Consider the following 22,338-nt stretch of genomic DNA (forward strand, 5'->3'; position numbering starts at 1 on the left):
TTGCGTCAGGTTCCGATGGCGCGGGCGTTGGGCTTTTCCTCGACCCGGTCTTCGGCAAGAGCGGCCAGATGCAGGCCATCGCGCAGCATCAGGACCTGAGCGGAGGCAAGGGGCATGGGCCGGCCGAACAGAAAACCTTGCACCGTCGGGCAACCTTCGGAACGCAGGAAGTTCAGTTGCTCTTGCGTTTCAACACCTTCGGCAAGCACGGGAATGTTGAGACTGTCAGCGATCAGCAAGGTCGCCCGGACAATCGCCGCCGCCTGGGGTTTCTCAACAACGCTCTGGATGAAGCTGCGATCGATCTTGATCTTGTCGAAGGGGAAATTCTGCAACAGGGACAGGGATGAGTACCCGGTTCCAAAGTCGTCCATCGCAACCGTGACACCGAGGCTTTTCAGCCCATTTATGGTTGCAAGGGCGCGGGACTGATCTTCGATCAGACCGCTTTCCGTCAGCTCGATCTCCAGCCGCGCCGGATCCAGGCCTGTTTCAGCCAGAACCTCAGCGACCTTAGCCGGAAGGTCAGCCTGCGTCAGCTGGTAGGGCGCGACATTGACTGCAACCCGATAGCGCTCAGGCCAGCTGGCCGCATCCCGGCAGGCCTGGCGCAACACGTGGTCACCGATGTCCAGGATCAACCCGGTGCGTTCGGCCAATGGAATGAAAACATTGGGAGAAATTGTCCCGAGGGTCGGATGGTTCCAACGCACAAGCGCCTCGAACCCGACAATCTCCAGGGTGCTCGTGTCATTCTGTGGCTGATAATAGATCTCAAGCTGATCACCGGCGATTGCCGAGCGCAGGTCAATCGACAACACCGCGCGGCTGCGATTGTCCTCGTCCATCCCTTCGCTGTAGCGGCAAATCTGGTTCGACCCGAAAGTCTTGGCCTGTACGGCAGCAAGTTCAGCACGGGTGAACAGGACCTGCGGTTGAATTCCATTGTCCGGTGACAGGGCAATGCCGATCCCACTACCAAGTGTAATATTGCTGTCGGCAACGCGATGCGGACCAATAATCGCAAGATGAAGCCGCTCAGCAAAACGCCGTGCCTCCCCGCGACCAAAGACATTCGGCTTCAGCGCGATGAACTCGTCACCACTGATACGAGCGACAAACTCATCACCCTGCAATATTTCGCGAAGTCTTGAACCGAGAAGACGCAGGACTGCATCACCAGTATCTTGACCGTGCGCACCATTGATATTTCGGAACTGTTCTAGATCGATAGCAAGGACCGCAACACGCGCCGCCGTCTGCGTGTTGGCCGCAATCATGTCGCTCAGTTGCCGCTCCGCATAAGCCCGATTCGGAAGGCCAGTCAGTGCATCATAGAGCGCAAGCCGCTGGAGCGTCGCTGAAGCCTCATTTGTGCTATCAACATCAATGGCATAAGCAGATCCAACGGTTGCAAGGATCAGGAGCGTGATGCCAATCACCGCTGCTAGCATGAACCCGTCCGGCAACGCCTGGACAGGCACGTCAGTGACAAACCCGGGAGTGATGGTAATCGCGGTCATGCCGGTGAAGTGCATGGAAACAATGGCAAAAATCATTGAAACCGCGGCACCGTAGCGGCAGAAGCGGGTCACTGGCCGGCAAATGCGGTTCATCGCCAGCGCACCAAATGCGCCTCCAAGCAAAATCGAGGCGACGATGTAGCCGGAGTTCCATTCGATAACACCGGGAACCTGGAAGGCGGCCATGCCGGTGTAATGCATGGCAGCGATGCCAAGCCCGAAGATTAATCCACCAATTTCAATGAGATAGCTGGTAGCCGTCCGTGCTGCGATGAAAAAGCCGGCGGCGCTTGACGCCATCACCATGACCAGGCTGAGGAAAGTCAGACCTGGCTCGAATGTCCGCTCGAACGGGACGATGTAACCGAGCATGGCAGAAAAATGCGTTGTCCAGATGGTGCTGCCGGCAACCAGCGAGGCGAGGAACAGCCAAAGCAACCGGCGCGACCCCTCGCTCCTGCGCACGCGCGCAAAGAGCCGCATGGAGAGTACAGACCCCATGACGCAGATGAGCGCTGCGAGCGCGACGTAGCGCAGATCATGCGCAACAGCTATACAGGACAGAACCGTAAGCATTTACATCTCACGACCTGTAGGCAATACATCAGGTGGTCGTAAAGCTTTGCTAACGTTTCGGAGGTTTTGCGACTAGGGTGAATGAAATCTTAGCGAAACACTTCAACTCCCGATTGCTTTCGACATCCCGATCCGTGCCCGGCGCGGCCCGAAGAGACAGGCAACAAGGAGCACAACACCGGCCACTGTGGCGATCATTCCGGCCGCGCTGACGGCGTTGTCATAGCCGAGCAAAATCGGGCCATAACCTGCCAAAACATAGCCAATCACTGCCGAAAACGCGGCAAACGCGACACTCCAGCCGATCTGGCGCACGAGGCTGTCGGTCATCAGTCGGGCAGCGGCTGGAGGACAGATGAACATGGCGATGACGATGATCGATCCGACAGCGTCAAAGGCCGCAACCGCCGCCAGCGCCGCCGCCATGACCAGCCCCAGTCCGATCAGCCCGACCGGCAGGCCGATCGCGGCGGCATAGCCCTCGTCGAAGGTCGACAGCTTGAGCGGGCGCCAGAAGATCACGGTCAGCACGACGATCAGACCGGCGACAATGGCCATCCGGGTCAGTTCCGGCGGAAGGTCGGCAAGCGCGACGGGATCAAGCAGCGAGTTCCAGCTTTCCGCCGACAGCCAGATGAGACTTTCCAGATTGCCGTAGAGCGCGTGCTCGACATCAAGATGAACCCGGCTGGTGTTGCTCTGCTCCAGGAGCAGGACGCCGGCGGCAAAGAGGCCAGTGAAGACAACGCCCATGGCGGCGCCCGGTTCGATGCGGCCAAGACGCCGGATCAATTCGATCATCACAACCGACACCAGCGCCGCCCCTGCCGCCCCAAGTAGCATGGGCCAGGTTTCCAGCGACCCGGTGACAAGGAAGGCAATGATGATGCCGGGCAGGACCACGTGGGAGATGGCATCGCCCACCAAAGCCTGGCGCCGCAGGATGAGGAAATTGCCCGGCAGGGCGCAGGCGATGGCCGCGAGCACGCCGATCAGCAACGGGGTCAGGCTGAGCTGGACGAATTCCGCACCCATCGGTCAGGCTCCTGCGGCTTTGGGGCCAAGATGACGGTCGAGACTGGCAATCTCGTCAGCGGTCAAAACTTCGGCAATCCCGGTCAGTCCGTCATAGCGCCCGGTGACGGCCTCCTGCGGATGCAGCTGCCGGGCAATGCGCCAGCGGTTTTCGTCCAGCAAGGCCCGTGCGGCCTCCGCCCTGCCCGCTTCCGTCGGCTGCCGGTCGGCACGCAGATACCCGGCCCGGGCGAGAACGCGGAGCGTAAGCCGGTCGTGGATTGGCTCGCCATGCGCCAGCGCGAGCAAACCCTGCCTGAGGTGAACCTTGTGCTGGAACCGGCGGTGCGCCACTGCGCTCGCCAGCACGCCGCGCCGGGGCGCAACGAGCAGCGACAGGACGAAGAGCCCGACGCCCACCAGGACAATGATCGGGCCCGTGGGGAGATTGGGCGCCGACGCGGAAATCGCCGAGCCGACATACCCGGCAAGCGCACCGAACACCCCGGCGAGCAGGGCGACCGTTCCCGTCCGCTCGCTCCAGAACCGGGCTGTCACCGGGGGAATGACCAGCAGCGCGACGATAAGGATGAGGCCGACCAGCTTCAGGCCGATGACGGTGATCGCCAGCACCAGACCCAGCATGACCGCATCCATGCGGGTGACTGAAATGCCTGTCGCCTCGGCATAGCCGGGATCGAAGCAGACGATGGTCAGCGGCCGGCGGAACAGGAGGATCAGCAACGCGCAGAGCGCGCCGCCGGCGGCAATCAGCAGCGCATCCGCGAACAGCATCCCGGCGGTCGAGCCGAGCAGGAAGCCCTCAAGCCCGGCTTGCCGGCCGCGGTCCATCACCTGGATGACCGTCAGCAACACAATGCCGAAGCCGAAGAACACCGACAGCACGGCGCCGATGGCGGTGTCCTCGGCGAGGCGCGTGCGGCGGGTGATGGCCGTGACAGCCAGCAGCCCCAGCCCGGCGGAGAGCGCAGAGCCGATCAGAAGGCCGACAAGGGACCGGCCACTGCCGCCGAAGGCGACCATGATCATGAAGGCAAGGCCGACACCCGGCAGCGTCGCATGCGCAATGGCATCGCTTACCAATGTGCGCTTGCGCAGGAACAGGAAGGTGCCCGCCGCACCGGCGGACCCGCCAAGCAGGGCCGCACCGATGCCGACCAGCGCGGCGTTGTAGCCAGCCCCAAGTGCCAGCGCATCGAGGAAGCCGATAAATTCGGGTGGCAGGACGGAGAGGAGCGTGCTCATCGGATCAGGCCGGCAGCCGCAGCTGTTCAAGATGGCCGCCAGCCAGCCGACCGCCATAGGTCGCCTGCAGGTTGGCCTCGCTAAAGGTGGTGGCAACCGGCCCTTCGGCGATCTTGCGCAGGTTGATCATCAGGCAATGATCGAAATAGTCCGTCACGGTGGCAAGGTCATGATGGACGCAGACCACTGTCCGCCCCTCATCCTTCAGCGACTTCAGCACATCGACAATGGCGCGCTCGGTCGCGGCATCGACGCCGGCGAAAGGCTCGTCGAGCAGATAGAGATCAGCGCGCTGCGCCAGGGCGCGAGCAAGAAAGACGCGTTGCTGCTGGCCACCGGACAGCTGCCCGATCTGCCGGCTGGCGAAATCGGCCATGCCGACGCGGTCAAGGCAGGCGGCAGCAAACTGCCGGTGCCGGCTGCGAACAAAGCCGAGGAGCCCCAGTTCGCGCGACAACCCCATCAGCACCACATCCTCGACGGTGGTGGGAAAATCCCAGTCGACGGAGGCGCGCTGCGGCACATAGGCAATGCGGTGACGGGCGCGGGCAAGCGGAACACCGAAGACCTCAACCCGGCCCGACAGCCGCGGAATGATGCCGAGTGTCGCCTTGAGCAAGGTGGACTTGCCGGCGCCATTCGGCCCGATGATCGCGGCCATTGCCCCCTCGGGGATCCTGGCTTCGACGGAAAAGACCGCCGGTTTGCCGCCGTAGGAAACGGTCATTTCGGACAGGGCCAGCGCTGTCGCGGGCGTTTGGGAGGCGGGCTGGCCGGACGTGTCGGAGGCAACGAGTTCAAGCGAGGGAGATGTCATGATCCTGTCCTGTTGCCGCACATCGGTGTTGCCCCTGGTTCAAAGCCCGGCGGAAAGCCGTCCGGTCCTGCCACCCGCGGGCGCGGTCCCGCCCAATGCCCTGGCGATCAGGGTGACGTTGTGGTCGATCATTCCAAAATACGTGCCTTCATAGGTGCCGGTTTCACCCATCGCATCGGAGAACAGCTCGCCGCCAATGCGCACCTCGTGGCCCTTCGCCGCAGCCCCCTCGATCAGGGCGCGGATGTTGCGGTCCGAGACGGAGCTCTCGACAAAGACCGCCGCGATCTTGCGGCTGACGAGCAGGTCAACCAGCTCGGACACACGGTTGAGGCCGGCCTCGCTCTGTGTCGAGATGCCCTGGATGCCGATCACCTCATAGCCATAGGCCCGGCCGAAATAGCTGAAGGCATCATGCGCGGTCAGCAGCACCCGCGAGCCCTCCGGCACGCTGGCCAGAACCTCCCGGCTGTAGGTATCCAACGCGGCAAGCTCGGCCAGATAGACCTCGGCATTGGCCTTGAATGCAGCCGCTTCAGACGGCTGTGCCTCGGTGAGCGCGTCCCGGACTGCGACGACCACTTCGGTCCACAGGGCCGGGTCCATCCAGACATGCGGGTCATAGCGCCCGGCGTAGTCCTGGTGCCCGAGCAGGCGGGACGTGTCGACCGCATCGGCAACCGCGACGACCCGGCGCTTCTTCGCCAGATCGGCGAAGAAGTCCTCCATCTGCGCCTCGAGATAGAGACCGTGCCAGAGCACCAGATCGGCCTTGGTCATGGCGACAATGTCGCTGCGGGTCTGGCGGTAGGAATGCGGATCAACGCCCGGGCCCATCAGTGCGGTAACCGTTACCGCCTCGCCGCCTACGGCGCGGGCCGCATCGGCAATCATGCCGGTGGTGGCGACAACCGACAGGGGCGCCGCCGAAAGAACTGGCACCCCGCCGGAGAGCAGAACCGTGACGGCGATCAACGCCGATTTCAGAATTCCCCGTCGAGCGAACACCATGTCTCAGACCCCTTCCCTGCCACTGTCGCGCGGCAGCGCAACAAAGGCAAATGCTTTTAAGAATGACTTGCAAGAAAGATGATGCAATTGCGAATGAGTTGCAAGAGGGGAAATGAGCAACGTCGCTGGCTGGGCGGGAGTGCAAGACGCGGGCGATGGAGCGGAGGCGCGACGCGGGATGGCAGCGCACCCAGCGCCAGGCCCCCCCTCGTCGCTCCTGCGCAGGCAGGAGCCCAGTAATCGAGGCATCAAAGCCTGAGACTCCCATCATCCACCGGGGATACTGGATCCCCGCCTTCGCGGGGATGACGACCGAGGGGAGGATGGTGAAGCGGGGACGGCGGAGGGAGGATGGCGGCGTTGCAGAGCGAGGGTGGCAATAGCCGTCCGCATCCCACCTATCCGCTCGTCGCTCCTGCGAAGGCAGGAGCCCAGTAACCGGGGCAGCCTCGGATAGAACACCCAACGCCCACCGGGGCTACTGGATCCCCGCCTTCGCGGGGATGACGACCGGGGGGAGGATGGTGGAGCGGGGACGGCGGAGGGGGGATGGCGGAGGGGGGATGGCGGGTTGCGAAGCGGCGCGGCAATAGCCGTCCGCGCCTCACCCCTCCCCTCGTCGCTCCTGCGCAGGCAGGAGCCCAGTAACCGAGGCGGCCTCGGATGGAACACCCAACGCCCACCGGGGGTACTGGATCCCCGCCTTCGCGGGGATGACGACCGGGGGGAGGATAGCGGAGCGGGGACGGCGGAGGGGGGATGGCGGCGTTGCAGAGCGAGGGTGGCAATAGCCGTCCGCATCCCCCCCCTCGTCGCTCCTGCGCAGGCAGGAGCCCAGTAACCGGGGCGGCCTCGGATAGAACACCCAACGCCCGCCGAGGGTACTGGATCCCCGCCTTCGCGGGGATGACCGCCGAGGGGAGGATGGTGGAGCAGTTTACGAACAAAAAAAACCCCGGCGCAGGACGCCGGGGGGTGGGGCTTACTGCGAGGGGAGACGCAGATCAGCTGGCCGGCAGCAGGACGGTGTCGACCACGTGGATGACGCCGTTGGACTGGTCGACATCGGCGATGGTGACGGTGGACATGTTGCCCTGGCCATCCTCGATCATGATCTTGCCGTCCATGGCCTTGGCCGTGAAGGTGCAGCCGCCGACGGTTTCGATCTTGGCGCTGCCTTCACCGCTGGTGATCATTTTCGACAGGGCGTCGGACATGACTTCAGCGCCCACCACATGGCAGGTGAGGATCTTGGTCAGCTGGGCCTTGTTTTCCGGCTTCAGCAGCGTGTCGACCGTGCCGGCCGGCAGCTTGGCGAAGGCGTCATTGGTCGGGGCGAAAACGGTGAAGGGGCCGGTGCCAGCCAGGGTGTCGACGAGGCCAGCGGCCTTGACGGCGGCGATCAGCGTGGTGTGATCCTTGGAGTTCACGGCGTTTTCGACGATGTTCTTTTCCGGATACATCGGAGCGCCGCCGACTTCCTTGGTCATGCCGGCCGCGATGGCGGTGACACCCATGAGAGCCAGGACGCCAGCAGCGATGCCGGCACGAAGCGAGGTCTTGATCAGGGTCTGCATCGAAAGTCTCCTCTTGCGTGACGAAGCACCCTCTGTCGGGGCGTTCAGGAGGAGTTACGGCGGGCCTTGCCGGAAAGTTTCAGGCGCTTTTGCATTTTTCTGGCAGCGGCGTTTTCACCCGGCAAAGGGCCTGGCAGCAGCGGCAACTGTGAATCGCCTGCGGGATGCCGCTTTATTGCCGCACCGCTCCGCTTTATGGTCGCCGCCCGATCATGACCGACATCACTGGAGCGCCGCCCATGTCCGATTTCAGCGAAAGCCCCGAAGGCTTTGCCGCAACGCCCGCCGCAGCCCGGAAGACCCAGGTCGCGCCCGAGGTGGCCCTGCGCATCGCCCGGCGCATTGCCGAGGAAATCGCCTGCCAGCCGGCGCAGGTGAATGCAACGGTCCAGCTCCTCGATGAAGGCGCGACCGTTCCCTTCATCGCCCGCTACCGCAAGGAAGTCACCGGCGGGCTGGATGACACGCAGCTGCGCAAGCTCGAGGAGCGGCTGATCTATCTGCGCGAGATGGAAGACCGGCGCGGCGCGATCCTGAAATCCATCGAGGAACAGGGCAAGCTGACCGACGATCTGGCGCTCAAGATCGCCAAGGCCGACACCAAGGCCGTGCTGGAAGACCTCTATCTGCCGTTCAAGAAGAAGCGCCGGACCAAGGCCCAGATCGCCCGCGAGGCCGGACTGGAGCCGCTCGCCGATGCGCTGCTGGCCAATCCGATGCTGTCGCCGGAGAGTGAGGCCGTTGCCTTCGTCAGCGAGGAAAAGGGCGTTGCCGACGGCAAGGCCGCCCTTGATGGGGCCCGCCAGATCCTGATGGAGCGCTTTTCGGAAAACGCCGAACTGGTTGGCCGTCTGCGCGAGCATCTGGTTGCCAAGGGCGTCGTCACGTCCAAGGTGATCGACGGCCAGCAGGAAGCCGGCGCAAAGTTCGCCGACTATTTCGACTACACCGAGACCTGGGCCAAGATCCCGAGCCACCGCGCGCTCGCCCTGTTCCGTGGCCGCAACGAAGGCGTGCTGGCGGTGGAGCTGACGGTGGACGCCGATGTCACCGAGGGGCTGAAGCCGGCCGAGCGCATGGTCGCCCATGCTGCCGGCATTTCCGATCAGGGCCGCCCGGCCGACAAGTGGCTGATGGATGTCGCCCGCTGGACCTGGAAGGTGAAGCTCGCCCTGCATCTCGAACTCGACCTGATGGGCACCTTGCGCGACAAGGCCGAGGAGGAGGCGATCCAGGTCTTTGCCCGCAACCTCAAGGACTTGCTGCTGGCCGCTCCCGCCGGTGCCCGCGCCACGCTGGGTCTTGATCCCGGCATCCGCACCGGCGTGAAGGTTGCCGTCGTCGATGCCACCGGCAAGCTGGTGGAGACGGCAACGGTCTATCCGTTCCAGCCGAGGAACGACGTGGCGGGCGCCCGGAACGCGCTGCTGGCGCTGATCGCCCGGCACAAGGTCGGGCTGATTGCCATCGGCAACGGCACCGCCAGCCGCGAGACCGACCGTCTTGCCGCCGAGGTGATTGCCGACATTCCGGTCGCCATGCGTCCGATCAAGGTCATCGTCAACGAGGCTGGCGCGTCGATCTACTCGGCCTCCGAACTTGCCTCGAAGGAAATGCCGGGCGTCGACGTGTCGCTGCGCGGTGCGGCCTCCATCGCCCGCCGCCTGCAGGATCCGCTGGCCGAGCTGGTGAAGATCGAGCCGAAGTCCATCGGTGTCGGCCAGTATCAGCATGACGTCAACCAGACCAAGCTTGCCCGTGCGCTGGACGCGGTGGTGGAAGATGCGGTGAACGCCGTTGGCGTTGATCTCAACACCGCCTCGCCGGCCCTGCTCGCCCGCATCTCAGGCCTTGGCGAGGGTCTGGCGAAAGCCATCGTCGAGCATCGCGACACGATCGGCGGCTTCCGCAGCCGCAAGCAGCTGATGGATGTGCCGCGTCTTGGCGCGAAAGCCTTCGAGCTCTGCGCCGGCTTCCTGCGCATCCGCGATGGCGACAATCCGCTCGATGCCTCCTCCGTGCATCCGGAAGCCTATCCGCTTGCCGCCCGCATCGTGCAGGCCTGCGGCCGCGATGTGCGCCAGATCATGGGCGACAGCGCCTTCCTGAAGACGCTGAATGCGGCCCAGTTCACCGACGAGCGTTTCGGCCTGCCGACCGTGCGCGACATCATTGCCGAGCTGGAAAAGCCCGGCCGTGACCCGCGCCCGGAGTTCAAGACCGCGACGCTTCTGGACGGTGTCGAGGAGGTCTCGGACCTCAAGCCGGGCATGAAGCTGGAAGGCACGGTCACCAACGTCACCAACTTCGGTGCCTTTGTCGACATTGGCGTGCACCAGGACGGGCTCGTGCATGTGTCGCAGCTGGCCGACAAGTTTGTCGATGATCCGCACAAGGTGGTGAAGGCCGGTGACATCGTCTCCGTCACCGTGGTCGAGGTCGACGTAAAGCGCAAGCGCATCGCCCTGACGATGAAGAAGGCCGCCGACTATCAGGCCGGCCGCGAGCGGTCCGACACACGCGGTCCTGATCGCGATGGTCCGCGCGGCCCGCGTCCGGGCGGTGGTGGCGGTCCGCGTGGTGGCGGCAAGCCGGGCGGTGCGCCGGCCCCCAGCGGCGGCGGCAACAGCGCCATGGCCGCCGCCCTCGCCGCCGCCATGAACCGCGGCCGCAAGTAAGATCACACCGAGAGGATAAAGGGCGGCGCCTCGCGCCGCTCTTGTTTGTTGTAGGACGAACTCACGAGCATAACGCTGTGCCTGGCCGGTTTCGCAGGCGCCCCTCTCCCCCCCTTGAGGGGGAGATGCCCCCGGGAGGGGGCAGAGGGGGGTAAAACCTGTCCAGACGGCATTGCGCCGTATTTGTCGAGATGCAGATACCCCCCCTCTGTCTGCTGGCGCAGACATCTCCCCCTCAAGGGGGGAGAGGGGCGCCTCGTTCGGGGGGCAGGCGATCGAACGCATTCGAGCGAAAGCGATACCGGGCAAATTGCCAACGGTGGCGCTACAACGACGGCCCCAGCATCAGCTTCGGATCGACCAGCCGGTCGAAGTCCTCTGCCGCCACGAAGCCCAGCGCAAGGCAGGCCTCGCGCAGGGAGAGATCGTGCTCGAAGGCGTGATGGGCGGCGTGGCTGGCCTTGTCGTAGCCGATCACCGGTGACAGCGCCGTCACCAGCATGAGGGAGCGTTCGACATAGGCGGCAATGCGCGGCTCATTGGCCTCCAGCCCCTCGACGAGGAACTTCTGGAAATTGCGCGAGCCGTCCGTAAGCAGCCGCACCGACTGCAGGATCGCGTTGATCATCAGCGGCTTGTAGACATTCATCTCGAGATAGCCGCTGGCCCCGCCAAAACCCACGGCAACGTCATTGGCCATCACCTGCGCCGAGAGCATGGCCAGCGCCTCGCACTGGGTCGGGTTGACCTTGCCCGGCATGATCGACGAGCCCGGCTCGTTCGCCGGCAGGATCAGCTCGAACAAGCCGCAACGCGGACCGCAGGCCAGCAGCCGGATGTCGTTGGCGATCTTGAACAGGGAGCCTGCGAGCGTCTTCAGCGCGCCATGCAGCATCACCAGCCCGTCATGGGCCCCTTGCGCGGCGAACTTGTTGGGATGGCTGACAAAGGGCAGGCCGGTGAGGGCCGCGATCCGGGCTGCCGCCGCCTCGGCAAAGCCCTTCGGCGCGTTGATGCCCGTGCCAACCGCCGTGCCGCCGAGGGCCAGCTTGTACACATCCCCCAGCGCCCATTCGATGCGGGCGATGTTCTCGTCCAGCATGGTCACATAGGCGGAAAACTCCTGGCCCAGCGTCAGCGGCACTGCGTCCTGCAGATGCGTGCGACCGATCTTGATGATGTGATCCCAGGCCTTTGCCTTTTCATCCAGGCCGTCCCGCAGGAACCGGACAGCGGGAATGAGCTTGCCCGTCACCTCGAGCACGGCTGCCATGTGCATGGCCGCCGGGAACGTGTCGTTCGAGGATTGCGACATGTTGACATGGTCATTGGGATGCACCGGCTTCTTGGAACCGAGCACGCCGCCGGCCATCTCGATGGCGCGGTTGGAGATGACCTCGTTGACGTTCATGTTGGTCTGGGTGCCGCTGCCGGTCATCCAGACATGCAACGGAAAATGGTCATCATGCGTGCCGGCGGTGACTTCCTTCGCCGCCGCGATGATGAGCGCCGCCAGATCCGGCTGCAGCAGGCCGAGGTCGCGATTGGTCTCGGCGCAAGCCTCTTTCAGCACGCCATAGGCATGGATCAGCTCGATGGGCATCTTCTCGATGCCGATGTCGAAATAGGTCAGGGATCGCTGGGTCTGCGCACCCCAGTAACGGTCGGCGGGAACATCGATCTCGCCCATGCTGTCGGTTTCGCGGCGCATGTCGGCTCCTTGCGGGAATCGGGCACTCCTGCCCTCAGGTTGATCGCGTCCGCCGACACTCCTGCACGGTCAGGCAGAAAGGGCAAGGTAGGTTAGAGACAGATCCCCCCTCCGCCATCCTCCCCCGGTCGTCATCCCCGCGAAGGCGGGGATCCAGTAGCCCCGGTAGATGTTGGGAGTTTCAGCCGAAAGCCCCTCGGTTACTGGGCTCCTGCCTGCGCAGGAGCGACGAGGGGAGAGGCTCAGGCTGCTTTGCCGCGCCGCGAGCCGTCGCCGCTCCGCCGTCCTCCCCACGGTCGTCATCCCCGCGAAGGCGGGGATCCAGTAGCCCCGGTGGACGTTGAGAGTTTCAGGCTTTGATGCCTCGGTTACTGGGCTCCTGCCTGCGCAGGAGCGACGAAGGAAGGGCCTGGCTGCTTTGCCGCGCCGCGAGCCGTTCCCGCTCCGCCATCCTCCCCCGGTCGTCATCCCCGCGAAGGCGGGGATCCAGTAGCCCCGGTGGACGTTGAGAGTTTCAGGCTTTGATGCCTCGGTTACTGGGCTCCTGCCTTCGCAGGAGCGACGTGGGGAGAGGCTCAGGCTGCTTTACCGCGCCGCGAGCTGTCCCCGCTCCGCCATTCTCCCCACGGTCGTCATCCCCGCGAAGGCGGGATCCAGTAGTCCCGGTGGATGTTGGGTGTTTCAGCCGAGGCCGTCCCGGTTACTGGGCTCCTGCCTGCGCAGGAGCGACGAAGGGGAGGAGTTCGTGACTGAGTATCAACGCGGTTCGGGGATCAGTTTGCCGGAGTAGACGACGGGGCCGGTCGGGTCGCCGTTGGGGGAGCCGCCCTTGGGTTCGAGGGTGATGGCGATGGCGGCATCGGTGCGGCCATAGTCGGCATCGCGGACCGGCAGATGCGTGATATCCGCGCTGTCGGCCAGCACGCCGAGAGATAGCGGCGGACGGCTGCCATCACCGGCGAGATACCAGACTTCAAGGCTGCGGTCGGCCGGTTGCTCGGCGCCGAGATCCCGCAGCGACACGATCCCGGTCTCGATATCGACGCTGACGACAATCGCTGGCTGCGCGCCGTCGCGGTTGACGACGGCAAGATACTTCTGCCCGGCCACGACAGGTTCCGTCTCTGGCAGCGGGGCCAGCAGCAGGGCCGCAAGGCTGGCGGCCAGCGCGGTGCTGGTGGCGGCAGCGGCAAGCGCGGCCGCGCGCCAGCGGTTCAGGCGGCGCAGGAGAAGGTCCGACGCCGGTGACATCGATGCAGCGGCCAGAACCGGCGCAGAGGCGGTCTCGTTCTGTCTTTCGATCTGGCCTGCTATCTGGGCCTCGATGCGGGCAAAGAGATCGGCCGGCGGGGCGACGGGTGGCACGCTGTCGTCCAGCGGAGCAAGGCGCCGGCGCCAGTCCGCGACCAGCCGGGCGAAGTCCGGATCGGTTTCCAGCCGCAGGTCGGCGTCGCGGCGCTCACGCTCAGACAGGCTGCCCAGCACGAATTCACCGGCCAGAGCGTCAAGCTCGAGCCGGTCATCGGGGCCGGTGGGGGCAGGTCCTGGCGGTGTGGAGCGTCCTGTCATTCGCGGTCCATGCAATCCTTCAACCGCATCAGGCCGCGGCGGAGCCATGTCTTGATCGTGGCCTCGGGCTTGTCATATCGCACGGCCAGTTCCTCGCGGGAATAGCCTTCGCAATAGGCAAGAACGACGCAATCGCGCTGGATATCCTCCAGTTCACCGAGACAGACGCGCAAGGTGCTGCGGTCGGCATGCCCCATGAGCCCGGCGGCCGGATCGGCAATCGCCTCCAGTTCGCCCTCCTCCTGCACAACCTCCAGCGACTGCACCCGCCCACGGCGGATCTGGTCGATGGCGGCATTGCGCGCGATGGCAGCGAGCCAGGTGATCGGGCGGCCGCTTGCCGGGTCGTAGCGGGCAGCGTTCTGCCAGACCTTCACATAGGCTTCCTGCAGCACCTCCTGCGCCTTGTCCCTGTCCCTGCAGATACGCAGGACCACGCCGAAAAGTTTCGCCGAGGTTGCATCATAAAGCGCACGGAAGGCCGACCGATCACCCCGCGCCGTCGCGCTGATCAGCGGCGCGAGGTCGAAGGCCATCTCGGCGGCAAGAGTGTCGGCAACGTCCGGCACAGGATCTCCCCGTTCCTGCAGGGCGCGTTGCCGGAGGGCAAGGCCAGGTCGGTTCATGGAGAAGATACGGCAACCGGCGGAGGGTGGATCAGCCGGATGCTGGCATGGGCGAAGGCGCAACGGCGGCATGACGGCGCACATGTCCCGCCGACTGGGAAAACTGGCGCTGGAACGCGCGCGAAAAGGCGGCCTCGGACCTGTAGCCAACGCGGGCGGCCACCTCCGCCACCGTTTCCCCCCGGGTCAGATGCGACCAGGCCAGCTGCATGCGCCACCAGCCCAAATACTGCAACGGCGTCCAGCCACTGCTGGCCCGGAAGGCATCGGCATAAGACGTGCGGGACATGCCGGAGAGCCGCGCCAGCTCGACAAGCGTCCAGTCATGCGCCGGCTGCGCCTGCATGGCGCTGACAGACCGTGCCAGACGCGGGTTTGCGTAGAGCGACAGGACACCGGCCCCGCCCGGCGCGGTCGCGATGTAGTGGCGCAGCGCATAGGCGAAGAGCAGCTCCGACAGCTTGTCCAGAATCGCGCCCGACGCGATCCCGCCGTTCATGTTTTCGCCGATGATGATGTCCAGGAGGGAGCGCAGCCAGAAATTGGCCGGATCGAAGCGGACAATGAACATCTCCGGCAGAGCATCGAGAACATGGTGGCTAGCCCGATGCGCAAACCGGAACTCGCCACAGAGGAGCCCAGTCCCCTCTACCTCGCGGCCGAGCCGGAAGTCGACAATCCGCTGCGGGCCCTCCTGCGGCACGGCCGGCACCATGCTGTGCGGCAGCTCGCGCGGAAAGATGACCAGATCCCCCGCCCCCAACGCGCCATGAAACACGCCCGGAACATCCAGGATGAAACTGCCGGTGGTGGCAACGTGGAAGCAGGTGACCCCGACCAGACGCTCTGTCAGCCGCCAGTTGCCGCAGACCTTGGCGTTGAAATAGACATGCGCCTCAACGTCCAGCAACCGGAGAACCGCAGATAGTCCGCATTGATCGGACGATTGAGCATTAATCTCGAACTCTGAAGCATTCATAGTCCGATACATTAGCTCTAATCCTGACCCAGCGCAACCAAGGCGCAGACAGTCCGAAAGGGTCAGACATGACGGAATTCACCAGCTACACAGCGGCAACCGCAACCGGCAAGGCCAAGACGCTGCTGGAAGGCATCCAGAAGGCCTATGGCTTCGTCCCGAACCTGTTTGCCTACATGGCCGAGGCTCCCGAGACCATCGAGGCCTATCTCGCGCTGAACGACCTGATCAGCAAGACCAGCCTGACACCGGCGCAACAGCAGATCGCCCTCCTGGCGGCCAGCACCGAGAACGACTGCGATTTCTGCAAGGTGGCGCATCAGGCCCTGGGCAAGGCAAAGGGCGCGTGCCCGAAGACACTGGCGGCCATTGTCGCTGGCACGCCCATCGAGAATGCCAGCGACAGCGCGCTCGCAGCCTTCACGAGGGAGATGGTGCGCGCGCGCGGAAGAGCCAGCGAAGCTGCCATCGGCCAGTTCCTCGCGGCCGGTTTTACCCGTCAGCAGATCTTTGAAGTGGTGCTGATCCTCTCAATCAAGACGCTGTCGAACTACAGCAACCACCTGACCCACCCGGAAGCAAATCCGGAATTCCTCAAGATGCTCTGAGGCAACAGGGACCGGCCCGGGCTGAACCCGGGCCGGCCAGCACAAGCGCAACGCTCAATGGGAGGAGCACGCATGACCATCCATCACCATACCCTCGGCAGTGGACCGCAGAAGATCATAGCCCTGCACGGCTGGCTCAGCGATCATCAGGTCTATGAGCCGGCGTTCCGGCATTTTGATCAGGACCGCTTCACGGTCGCCTTTGCCGACTGGCGCGGCTATGGCCGCTCGCGCGGGATGAACGCCGACTATACAAGCGATCAGATGGCCGACGACGTGGCGGCGCTGGCCGGGAAACTGGGGTGGCAGCGCTGCCATCTGGTTGACCATTCGATGGGAGGAACTGCCGTCCTGAAGACGGCGCTGCGGCACCCTGAGCTGGTGGCGTGCGGCATTGCGGTTACGCCTGTTCCTGCCAGTGGTCACGCCCTGGACGAAGGCACGCGGCGGTTCTTTGAACAGGCGGCGGAAGACGACACGGCTTTGGCCGAGATCTTCAACGCGCTGACCGGCCAGCGGCACAGCCGTAATTTTCTCGCCGGCATGGTCGCAGCGACCCGGGAATCTACGGGCGCAAGCACCCTGCTTGGATATCTCGACACCTGGACGCTGTCGGATTTTGGCGACGAGTTGAGTGGGCTGGACACGCCCTTCCTTGTCATCACGGGCCAGCACGACGGCGCGCTCGACCTGGAAACAATCCGGGAGCCGATGTCGCGGCAGCTGAAGCGGGTGCAGTTCGAGACGATTGCCTCGGCCGGTCATTATCCGATGGTGGAGACACCGGTCGAGCTCGTCGATCGCATCGAGGCCTTCATCGCGGCGGTGGCGGGACGATGAGGACGGAACCGGTCATGACCCTGTGGGAGGCTGGCGCTGGCCAGCCTCTCGACGACCCGTCGCTGCTGCGCACCGATGGACTGATCGGCGGACGCTGGACCGCCGGCAAGGTACGCCATGACATCAGCAATCCGGCAACGGGTGAGCCCTTGGCCAAGGTCGCAAACCTGGACGAGGGAGATGTCGAGGCTGCGATCTCAGCGGCGGCTTCGGCATTCCCAAGGTGGCGCGCCACATCGGCCCGGCAGCGCTCGCGTTTGTTGATGGAGTGGTATCACCTGATCAGGCGGCACGAAGACGATCTCGCCCGGATCCTGACGGCGGAACAGGGCAAGCCGCTGGGTGAAAGCCTGTCCGAGGTGCGCTACGGCGCTAGTTATGTCGAATGGTTTGCCGAAGAAGCGCGCAGGCTCAACGGTGAGATCGTTCCGGTGGAAGACACGGCAACCCGCGCGCTGGTGTTGCGGCAGCCGGTCGGCGTCTGCGCCGCGATCACCCCCTGGAATTTTCCGCTCGCGATGGTCACCCGCAAGGTCGCCCCGGCGCTCGCCGCGGGATGTCCGGTGGTGCTCAAACCCTCGGAACAGACGCCGCTGACCGCGCTGGCCCTTGCCGAGCTCACGGTGCGTGCGGGGATTCCTGACGGGGTGATCAACGTCGTTCCGGCCGCGCGCGACAGGGCTGCAGAAATCGGAGCGGCCTTGTGCGCCAGTCCGGTTATCCGGCATCTGTCCTTCACCGGGTCAACGGACATTGGCCGTCTGCTGATGCGCCAGTCGGCTACGACGGTGAAACGCCTGAGCCTGGAACTGGGGGGCAATGCCCCCTTTCTGGTCTTCGATGATGCCGACCTGGACAGCGCTGTCGAAGGCGCAATCGCGAGCAAGTTCCGCAATGCCGGCCAGACCTGCGTCTGTGCAAACCGGTTTCTGGTTCAGGACGGCATTCACGACGCGTTCGTCAGCCGCCTGACCGAGCGGGCGGCGAGCCTTCGCTGCGGCAATGGTATCGAGCGGGACGTGCAGATCGGCCCGTTGATCGACGAGCGGGCACTGCGCCGCATGGAAACGGTCGTGACCGATGCGCTCAGTCATGGGGCAATGCTTGAGACTGGTGGACAGCGGATCGGGCAACGGCACTTTGCGCCGACAGTGCTGTCCAAAGCCAGCCACGCGATGCGCTGTGCGCAGGAAGAGATTTTTGGACCGATTGCACCGGTGTTCCGCTTCCGCACCGAAGAGGATGCGATCCTCGCCGCCAACGCGAGCGAGGCCGGGCTCGCCGCTTATGTCTTCACGCGTGACATGGGCCGGCTGATCCGGGTCAGCGAGGCGCTCGAGTGCGGCATGGTCGGAGCCAACACCGGGCGGATATCGAATGCAGAACTGCCATTTGGCGGCGTGAAGCAATCCGGTCTCGGCCGGGAAGGCTCACGCCACGGACTGGATGATTACGTCGAGCTGAAGTCGATAACCCTGGGCGGACTGGAATGACACGACTGGAAGGTCCAGGCATGCCCTCCAATACCGCAACTCACCGCACAATCGTGAGCCGCTCGGCCGCGCGGGTGACGGCGGTGTAGAGCCAGCGGTCGCTGTGTTCGCGGAAGGCGAAGCTTTCGTCGAAGAGGACGACGCTGTCCCATTGCGAGCCCTGCGCCTTGTGCACGGTGAGGGCGTAGCCGAAGTCGAACTCGTCAGCCTTGCGCTTCAGGGCATAGGGGATCTGCTCGGCCCCTTCCTCGAACATCGCCGGCAGCACCTTGACCTCGACGGACTGCTTGGAAGGCTCGTCTTCCGGCATGATGTCGAAGCGCAGCGTGTTGCCGCGTGGCGGCTTCAGGCGCTTGACCTGCCACAGGCCGCCATTCAGCAGGCCGCGGGCCTTGTCGTTCCTCAGGCAGACGAGCTTGTCGCCGACAGCCGGCATCGGCGTCAGGAAGCCCTTCAGCTCGCGGATGCGGTTGTTGTAGAGGCGGCGGGTGCGATTGGTGCCGACGAGCACCTGGTCGGCGGCAAGGATCTGGTCCTTGTCGATGTCGCGGCGGGGGATGATGCGGCTGGCACCAAAGACGCCATAGTCCAGCGCGCCGCCCTCGCGGATGGTCATCGACATGCGCACGATCGGATTGTCCTGCGCCTGGCGGTGCACTTCCGTCAGCATCACGTCCGGCTCGGCCTCGGTGAAATAGCCACCGCCCTTGACCGGCGGCAGCTGCGCCGGGTCGCCCAGCACCAGAACCGGGGTGCCGAAGGAAAGGAGGTCGCGGCCAAGATCCTCGTCGACCATCGAGCACTCGTCGATGACGATGAGCGAGGCCCGCGCGGCGGCGCTGTCGCGCTTCAGGGCAAACTGCGGCCCGGCATCCTCCCCCTCCTCGACGATCTCCTCTTCCTTCGAGGCGCGCGGACGGTAGATGAGCGAATGGATGGTACCCGCATCGGTGCAGCCCTTCTGGCGCAGGACATGGGCAGCCTTGCCGGTGAAGGCACCGAAGCAGACGTCGCCATCAATGCCCTCGGCCAGATGCCGGGCCAGCGTGGTCTTGCCGGTTCCGGCGAAGCCGAACAGGCGGAACACCTGCTTGTCGCCGCGCTTCAGCCATTGCGCGGCATCCATCAAGGCCTTTTCCTGCTGGGGCGACCAGAGCATCCGTGCGATTCCCGTTTCGTTCGCTGAAGGCAATAGCGGGTTTTGCCGCCCGGCGCACGTCTCAATCAATCCCGGTTTCACAGACGCGCGCATCCGGCTATGACAGGGCGAGATGGAGGACCTTGATCCGATGGATGCGCTTGAACGAACCCTGATGACGATCAGCTGTGGCGACTGCGACAGCCTGCCGAAGGTGGCCGATGCCGGACGGATCGTCGATGGGCCAGGGTTTCCCGTGCAGATCATGCATAACGGGGTGAAGGTGCGCGCAGGCGGCTATCACGGCGACTGGATGGCACAAGTGATCCGGGCGCTGCGCGGACATCATGAACCGCAGGAAGAACTGGCCTTCAGTGCCCTGCTGCGCCTGTGCCGGCACAATACGCTGATGGTGGAACTGGGCTGTTTCTGGGCCTGGTACAGCCTCTGGTATCTCGCCGAGATCCCCGGATCGCGCACGATCTGCGTCGAGCCGGACGCCCATAACCGCAGCATCGGCGAGACCAACGCGGCGCTGAACGGATGCGCGAGCCGCATGGCATTCCACAGCGCCTGGGTGGGCGGGGAAGACCTTGCCGCAATGACGCTGCATGCCGAAAGCCTGCGCCAGGACGTGACCCTGCCCTGCTACAATTTCAACAGCGTGATGCGCCTCGCCGGCGGGGAGCCGCTCGAGATGCTGCATCTTGACGTGCAGGGCGCGGAGACCTCGTTCCTGCGCTCCATCGGCGCGGCAGGCCAGGCGGGCAAGGTGCGGTTTGTCGTTGCCTCCACCCACCACAGCTCGATCTCGGGATCGACGACGACGCATCAGGATTGCGTCGCCGCGCTGTCGGACCTCGGCGCCCGCATCCTGGTGGAGCATTCGGTGCAGGAATCCTTCAGCGGCGACGGTCTGGTGGTGGCAAGCTTCGCCGCGCAGGACCGGCATGTGAGCCTGCCGCCGATCTCCCGCAACACGCCGGAGCGCTCGTTGTTCCCGGACCTGTGAGACGAGCGAAGTCCTGCAAGACAACGGCACTTCGACCAGCCGCACCACTGCTACCCCCCTCTGCCCCCTGACGGGGGCATCTCCCCCTCAAGGGGGGAGAGGGGCGCCGCAATCGGTGCCAAGTCAACAGCAAGCCAAAGCCCTCTGCAGCAAAAGGCCCGCGCCGGGGAACCGGGCGGGCCTTTTGATTGGGGGCAAGGGTTTGCCGGATCAGGCCGCGGAGGCAGCCTTCTTGGCAGCAACGCGCTTGCGGATCGCCTCAACGCCGGCGTCCGGGGTCGCTGCGAAGAGCGTCTTGGTATAGGCATGCTGCGGATTGTCGAAGACGTCCTCGCGCGTGCCGTATTCCACCACCTCGCCGTAGTACATCACCATCACCTTGTCAGCGAGGTAGCGCACGACCGAGAGATCGTGGCTGATGAAGACATAGGTGAGGCCCATCTCGTCCTGCAGGTCCTTGAGCAGGTTGAGGATCTGCGCCTGGACCGAAAGGTCGAGCGCGGAGACCGGCTCGTCGAGCACCAGGAGCTTCGGCTTCAGCATGATCGCCCGGGCAATGGCCACGCGCTGGCGCTGGCCACCGGAGAACATGTGCGGATAGCGGCCGTAATGTTCCGGCTTGAGACCAACCTTTTCCAGCATGGCGAGGGCCGTATCCCGGCGCTCGGCCGCGCTCATGTCGGTGTTGAGCAGCAGCGGCTCCTCAAGCACGTGCCCGATCTTCTGGCGCGGGTTGAGCGAGCCATAGGGGTTCTGGAACACGATCTGCACCTTGCGGCGCATTTCTCTGGAAATGCCGGTCTTGCTGATGTCGATGTTCAGCCCGTCGATCTCGACGGTCCCTGCGGTCTGCGGGTCGATCATTGACAGGATGCGGGCCAGAGTCGACTTGCCACAGCCGCTTTCACCGACGACGGCGAGCGTCGAGCCGCGCTCGACGTCAAAGCTGACGCCCTTGACCGCCTGCAGCACGCGCGGCTTGGAGAACAGGCCGCCGCCGATCACATACTCACGGGTGACGTCGCGCACCTTCAGGATGGGATCACTCATGCGCGGGCCTCCTCGGCAGCGAAGGACTTGGCAAAGTCGCTGACGGTCGGCAGCCGGTCGCCCGTGGCGTTTTCCGGCAGCGCGGCGAGCAGCGCGCGGGTGTAGGGGTGCTTGGGCGCCTCGAACAGGGAGAGCACGTCGGCCTCCTCCATCTTCTTGCCCTGGTACTGCACGATGACGCGGTCGGCGGTTTCGGCCACGACACCCATGTCATGGGTGATCATGATCAGCGCCATGCCGCTGTCGCGCTGCAACTGCATCAGGAGGTCGAGGATCTGCTTCTGGATCGTCACGTCGAGCGCGGTGGTCGGCTCGTCAGCGATGAGCAGCTTCGGCGCGCAGGCGATCGCCATGGCGATCATGACGCGCTGGCACTGGCCGCCCGACATCTGGTGCGGGAAGGAGTTCATCCGCCGCTCCGGCTCGGGGATACCGACCGAATGCATCAGTTCCAGCACCCGCTCGCGGCGCTGGCGCCCGGTGAGACTGGTGTGAACTTTCAGCGCCTCTTCCAGCTGGAACCCGGCAGTGAAGCACGGGTTCAGACTGGCAATCGGCTCCTGGAAGATCATGGAGATGTCCTTGCCGATCACCTTGCGGCGCTGTTTGGCCGACAGGGTGCGCAGGTCGAGACCTTCGAACTCCATCTTGTCGGCCGTGATCGTCGCGGTGTTGGGCAGAAGGCCCATGGTTGCCAGCATGGCCACAGACTTGCCCGAGCCGCTTTCGCCGACGATGGACAGAACCTCACCGGCATCAACCGTGTAATCGACCCCATCGAGCGCCCGGAAGGGGCCCTTGGCGGTGTCGAATTCAACCCGAAGGTTGCGGATATCGAGAAGTGCCATGG

At 64.6% G+C, this 22,338-nt stretch carries 18 protein-coding genes; 5 read left to right on the plus strand and 13 right to left on the minus strand.

The genetic code is table 11. From position 1 onward, the window contains the following. Positions 1–5: 5 nt before the first annotated feature. The 6 genes from C8348_RS00860 to C8348_RS00885 all read right to left on the minus strand — a co-directional run bounded on the left by C8348_RS00860 (position 6) and on the right by C8348_RS00885 (position 7,784). Positions 6–2,099, minus strand: coding sequence for a putative bifunctional diguanylate cyclase/phosphodiesterase (locus C8348_RS00860; protein WP_106751377.1), 2,094 nt, complete (start codon positions 2,097–2,099; stop codon positions 6–8). A 102-nt stretch (positions 2,100–2,201) separates the two neighbouring features. Next, positions 2,202–3,134, minus strand: coding sequence for a metal ABC transporter permease (locus C8348_RS00865; RefSeq protein ID WP_106751378.1), 933 nt, complete (start codon positions 3,132–3,134; stop codon positions 2,202–2,204). Positions 3,135–3,137: 3 nt separating this feature from the next. Then, positions 3,138–4,379: a metal ABC transporter permease gene (locus tag C8348_RS00870; protein WP_106751642.1), complete on the minus strand. Its 1,242-nt coding sequence runs from the start codon at positions 4,377–4,379 to the stop codon at positions 3,138–3,140. Positions 4,380–4,383: 4 nt separating this feature from the next. Further along, positions 4,384–5,196 (minus strand): metal ABC transporter ATP-binding protein, encoded by an 813-nt coding sequence (locus tag C8348_RS00875; RefSeq protein ID WP_106751379.1) that lies wholly within the window; start codon positions 5,194–5,196, stop codon positions 4,384–4,386. A 39-nt stretch (positions 5,197–5,235) separates the two neighbouring features. Next, the gene (locus C8348_RS00880; RefSeq protein WP_106751380.1) at positions 5,236–6,207 is read right to left on the minus strand and encodes a metal ABC transporter solute-binding protein, Zn/Mn family; all 972 of its coding nucleotides are present in this window, start codon (positions 6,205–6,207) and stop codon (positions 5,236–5,238) included. A gap of 1,004 nt (positions 6,208–7,211) precedes the next feature. Next, a complete protein-coding gene (locus tag C8348_RS00885) occupies positions 7,212–7,784 on the minus strand; it encodes a fasciclin domain-containing protein (protein ID WP_106751381.1) in 573 nt (190 codons plus the stop codon). Between the two features lie 239 nt (positions 7,785–8,023). On the opposite strand from C8348_RS00885, the gene C8348_RS00890 reads away from it, so the two are divergent. Further along, positions 8,024–10,462, plus strand: a complete 2,439-nt coding sequence (locus C8348_RS00890; protein WP_106751643.1) for a Tex family protein — start codon at positions 8,024–8,026, stop codon at positions 10,460–10,462. Between the two features lie 325 nt (positions 10,463–10,787). Here the strand turns inward: C8348_RS00890 and fumC are convergent, their stop codons facing one another. The 4 genes from fumC to C8348_RS00910 form a co-directional block, all read right to left on the minus strand. Further along, positions 10,788–12,173: a class II fumarate hydratase gene (gene fumC, locus C8348_RS00895; protein ID WP_106751382.1), complete on the minus strand. Its 1,386-nt coding sequence runs from the start codon at positions 12,171–12,173 to the stop codon at positions 10,788–10,790. Positions 12,174–12,929: 756 nt separating this feature from the next. After that, the gene (locus C8348_RS00900; protein WP_157950336.1) at positions 12,930–13,742 is read right to left on the minus strand and encodes an anti-sigma factor; all 813 of its coding nucleotides are present in this window, start codon (positions 13,740–13,742) and stop codon (positions 12,930–12,932) included. Continuing rightward, positions 13,739–14,311 carry a sigma-70 family RNA polymerase sigma factor gene (locus tag C8348_RS00905; protein WP_198646873.1) on the minus strand — a complete coding sequence of 191 codons (573 nt, stop codon included), beginning with the start codon at positions 14,309–14,311 and terminating at the stop codon, positions 13,739–13,741. The genes C8348_RS00900 and C8348_RS00905 overlap by 4 nt, the downstream gene beginning before the upstream one ends. 88 nt (positions 14,312–14,399) lie before the next feature. Continuing rightward, positions 14,400–15,359: a cupin domain-containing protein gene (locus tag C8348_RS00910; protein ID WP_106751384.1), complete on the minus strand. Its 960-nt coding sequence runs from the start codon at positions 15,357–15,359 to the stop codon at positions 14,400–14,402. Positions 15,360–15,415: 56 nt separating this feature from the next. Here C8348_RS00910 and C8348_RS00915 point away from each other — a divergent pair, with 56 nt between their 5' ends. From C8348_RS00915 to C8348_RS00925, 3 genes are all read left to right on the plus strand, one after another. Next, positions 15,416–15,955: a carboxymuconolactone decarboxylase family protein gene (locus tag C8348_RS00915; protein WP_106751385.1), complete on the plus strand. Its 540-nt coding sequence runs from the start codon at positions 15,416–15,418 to the stop codon at positions 15,953–15,955. A gap of 72 nt (positions 15,956–16,027) precedes the next feature. After that, positions 16,028–16,795, plus strand: coding sequence for an alpha/beta fold hydrolase (locus C8348_RS00920; RefSeq protein WP_157950337.1), 768 nt, complete (start codon positions 16,028–16,030; stop codon positions 16,793–16,795). Between the two features lie 14 nt (positions 16,796–16,809). Next, positions 16,810–18,288, plus strand: coding sequence for an NAD-dependent succinate-semialdehyde dehydrogenase (locus C8348_RS00925; RefSeq protein ID WP_106751387.1), 1,479 nt, complete (start codon positions 16,810–16,812; stop codon positions 18,286–18,288). Between the two features lie 40 nt (positions 18,289–18,328). On the opposite strand, the gene C8348_RS00930 is transcribed toward C8348_RS00925, so the two are convergent. Beyond that, positions 18,329–19,447: an ATP-dependent DNA helicase gene (locus tag C8348_RS00930; RefSeq protein WP_106751388.1), complete on the minus strand. Its 1,119-nt coding sequence runs from the start codon at positions 19,445–19,447 to the stop codon at positions 18,329–18,331. Positions 19,448–19,577: 130 nt separating this feature from the next. On the opposite strand from C8348_RS00930, the gene C8348_RS00935 reads away from it, so the two are divergent. Beyond that, complete coding sequence (locus C8348_RS00935; protein ID WP_157950339.1) at positions 19,578–20,438, plus strand: class I SAM-dependent methyltransferase; 861 nt, start codon at positions 19,578–19,580, stop codon at positions 20,436–20,438. A gap of 210 nt (positions 20,439–20,648) precedes the next feature. Here the strand turns inward: C8348_RS00935 and C8348_RS00940 are convergent, their stop codons facing one another. Both C8348_RS00940 and C8348_RS00945 read right to left on the minus strand, forming a co-directional pair. Beyond that, complete coding sequence (locus tag C8348_RS00940) at positions 20,649–21,488, minus strand: dipeptide ABC transporter ATP-binding protein (protein ID WP_106751390.1); 840 nt, start codon at positions 21,486–21,488, stop codon at positions 20,649–20,651. Next, positions 21,485–22,336, minus strand: coding sequence for an ABC transporter ATP-binding protein (locus C8348_RS00945; protein ID WP_106751391.1), 852 nt, complete (start codon positions 22,334–22,336; stop codon positions 21,485–21,487). The genes C8348_RS00940 and C8348_RS00945 overlap by 4 nt, the downstream gene beginning before the upstream one ends. Positions 22,337–22,338: the final 2 nt, after the last annotated feature.

It is taken from the genome of Pannonibacter carbonis, from assembly GCF_003012935.1.
GTDB lineage: Bacteria > Pseudomonadota > Alphaproteobacteria > Rhizobiales > Stappiaceae > Pannonibacter > Pannonibacter carbonis.

Excerpts from the sequence above, each read along its gene's own strand:
- C8348_RS00925 (WP_106751387.1), top strand. The coding sequence starts at position 16,810 with ATGACCCTGTGGGAGGCTGGCGCTGGCCAGCCTCTCGACGACCCGTCG.
- C8348_RS00935 (WP_157950339.1), top strand. The coding sequence starts at position 19,578 with ATGGATGCGCTTGAACGAACCCTGATGACGATCAGCTGTGGCGACTGC.
- C8348_RS00890 (WP_106751643.1), top strand. The coding sequence starts at position 8,024 with ATGTCCGATTTCAGCGAAAGCCCCGAAGGCTTTGCCGCAACGCCCGCC.
- C8348_RS00915 (WP_106751385.1), top strand. The coding sequence starts at position 15,416 with ATGACGGAATTCACCAGCTACACAGCGGCAACCGCAACCGGCAAGGCC.
- C8348_RS00920 (WP_157950337.1), top strand. The coding sequence starts at position 16,028 with ATGACCATCCATCACCATACCCTCGGCAGTGGACCGCAGAAGATCATA.
- C8348_RS00880 (WP_106751380.1), bottom strand. The coding sequence starts at position 6,207 with ATGGTGTTCGCTCGACGGGGAATTCTGAAATCGGCGTTGATCGCCGTC.
- C8348_RS00940 (WP_106751390.1), bottom strand. The coding sequence starts at position 21,488 with ATGAGTGATCCCATCCTGAAGGTGCGCGACGTCACCCGTGAGTATGTG.
- C8348_RS00865 (WP_106751378.1), bottom strand. The coding sequence starts at position 3,134 with ATGGGTGCGGAATTCGTCCAGCTCAGCCTGACCCCGTTGCTGATCGGC.
- C8348_RS00900 (WP_157950336.1), bottom strand. The coding sequence starts at position 13,742 with ATGACAGGACGCTCCACACCGCCAGGACCTGCCCCCACCGGCCCCGAT.
- C8348_RS00870 (WP_106751642.1), bottom strand. The coding sequence starts at position 4,379 with ATGAGCACGCTCCTCTCCGTCCTGCCACCCGAATTTATCGGCTTCCTC.
- C8348_RS00945 (WP_106751391.1), bottom strand. The coding sequence starts at position 22,336 with ATGGCACTTCTCGATATCCGCAACCTTCGGGTTGAATTCGACACCGCC.
- C8348_RS00910 (WP_106751384.1), bottom strand. The coding sequence starts at position 15,359 with ATGTATCGGACTATGAATGCTTCAGAGTTCGAGATTAATGCTCAATCG.
- fumC (WP_106751382.1), bottom strand. The coding sequence starts at position 12,173 with ATGCGCCGCGAAACCGACAGCATGGGCGAGATCGATGTTCCCGCCGAC.
- C8348_RS00860 (WP_106751377.1), bottom strand. The coding sequence starts at position 2,099 with ATGCTTACGGTTCTGTCCTGTATAGCTGTTGCGCATGATCTGCGCTAC.
- C8348_RS00875 (WP_106751379.1), bottom strand. The coding sequence starts at position 5,196 with ATGACATCTCCCTCGCTTGAACTCGTTGCCTCCGACACGTCCGGCCAG.
- C8348_RS00930 (WP_106751388.1), bottom strand. The coding sequence starts at position 19,447 with ATGCTCTGGTCGCCCCAGCAGGAAAAGGCCTTGATGGATGCCGCGCAA.
- C8348_RS00885 (WP_106751381.1), bottom strand. The coding sequence starts at position 7,784 with ATGCAGACCCTGATCAAGACCTCGCTTCGTGCCGGCATCGCTGCTGGC.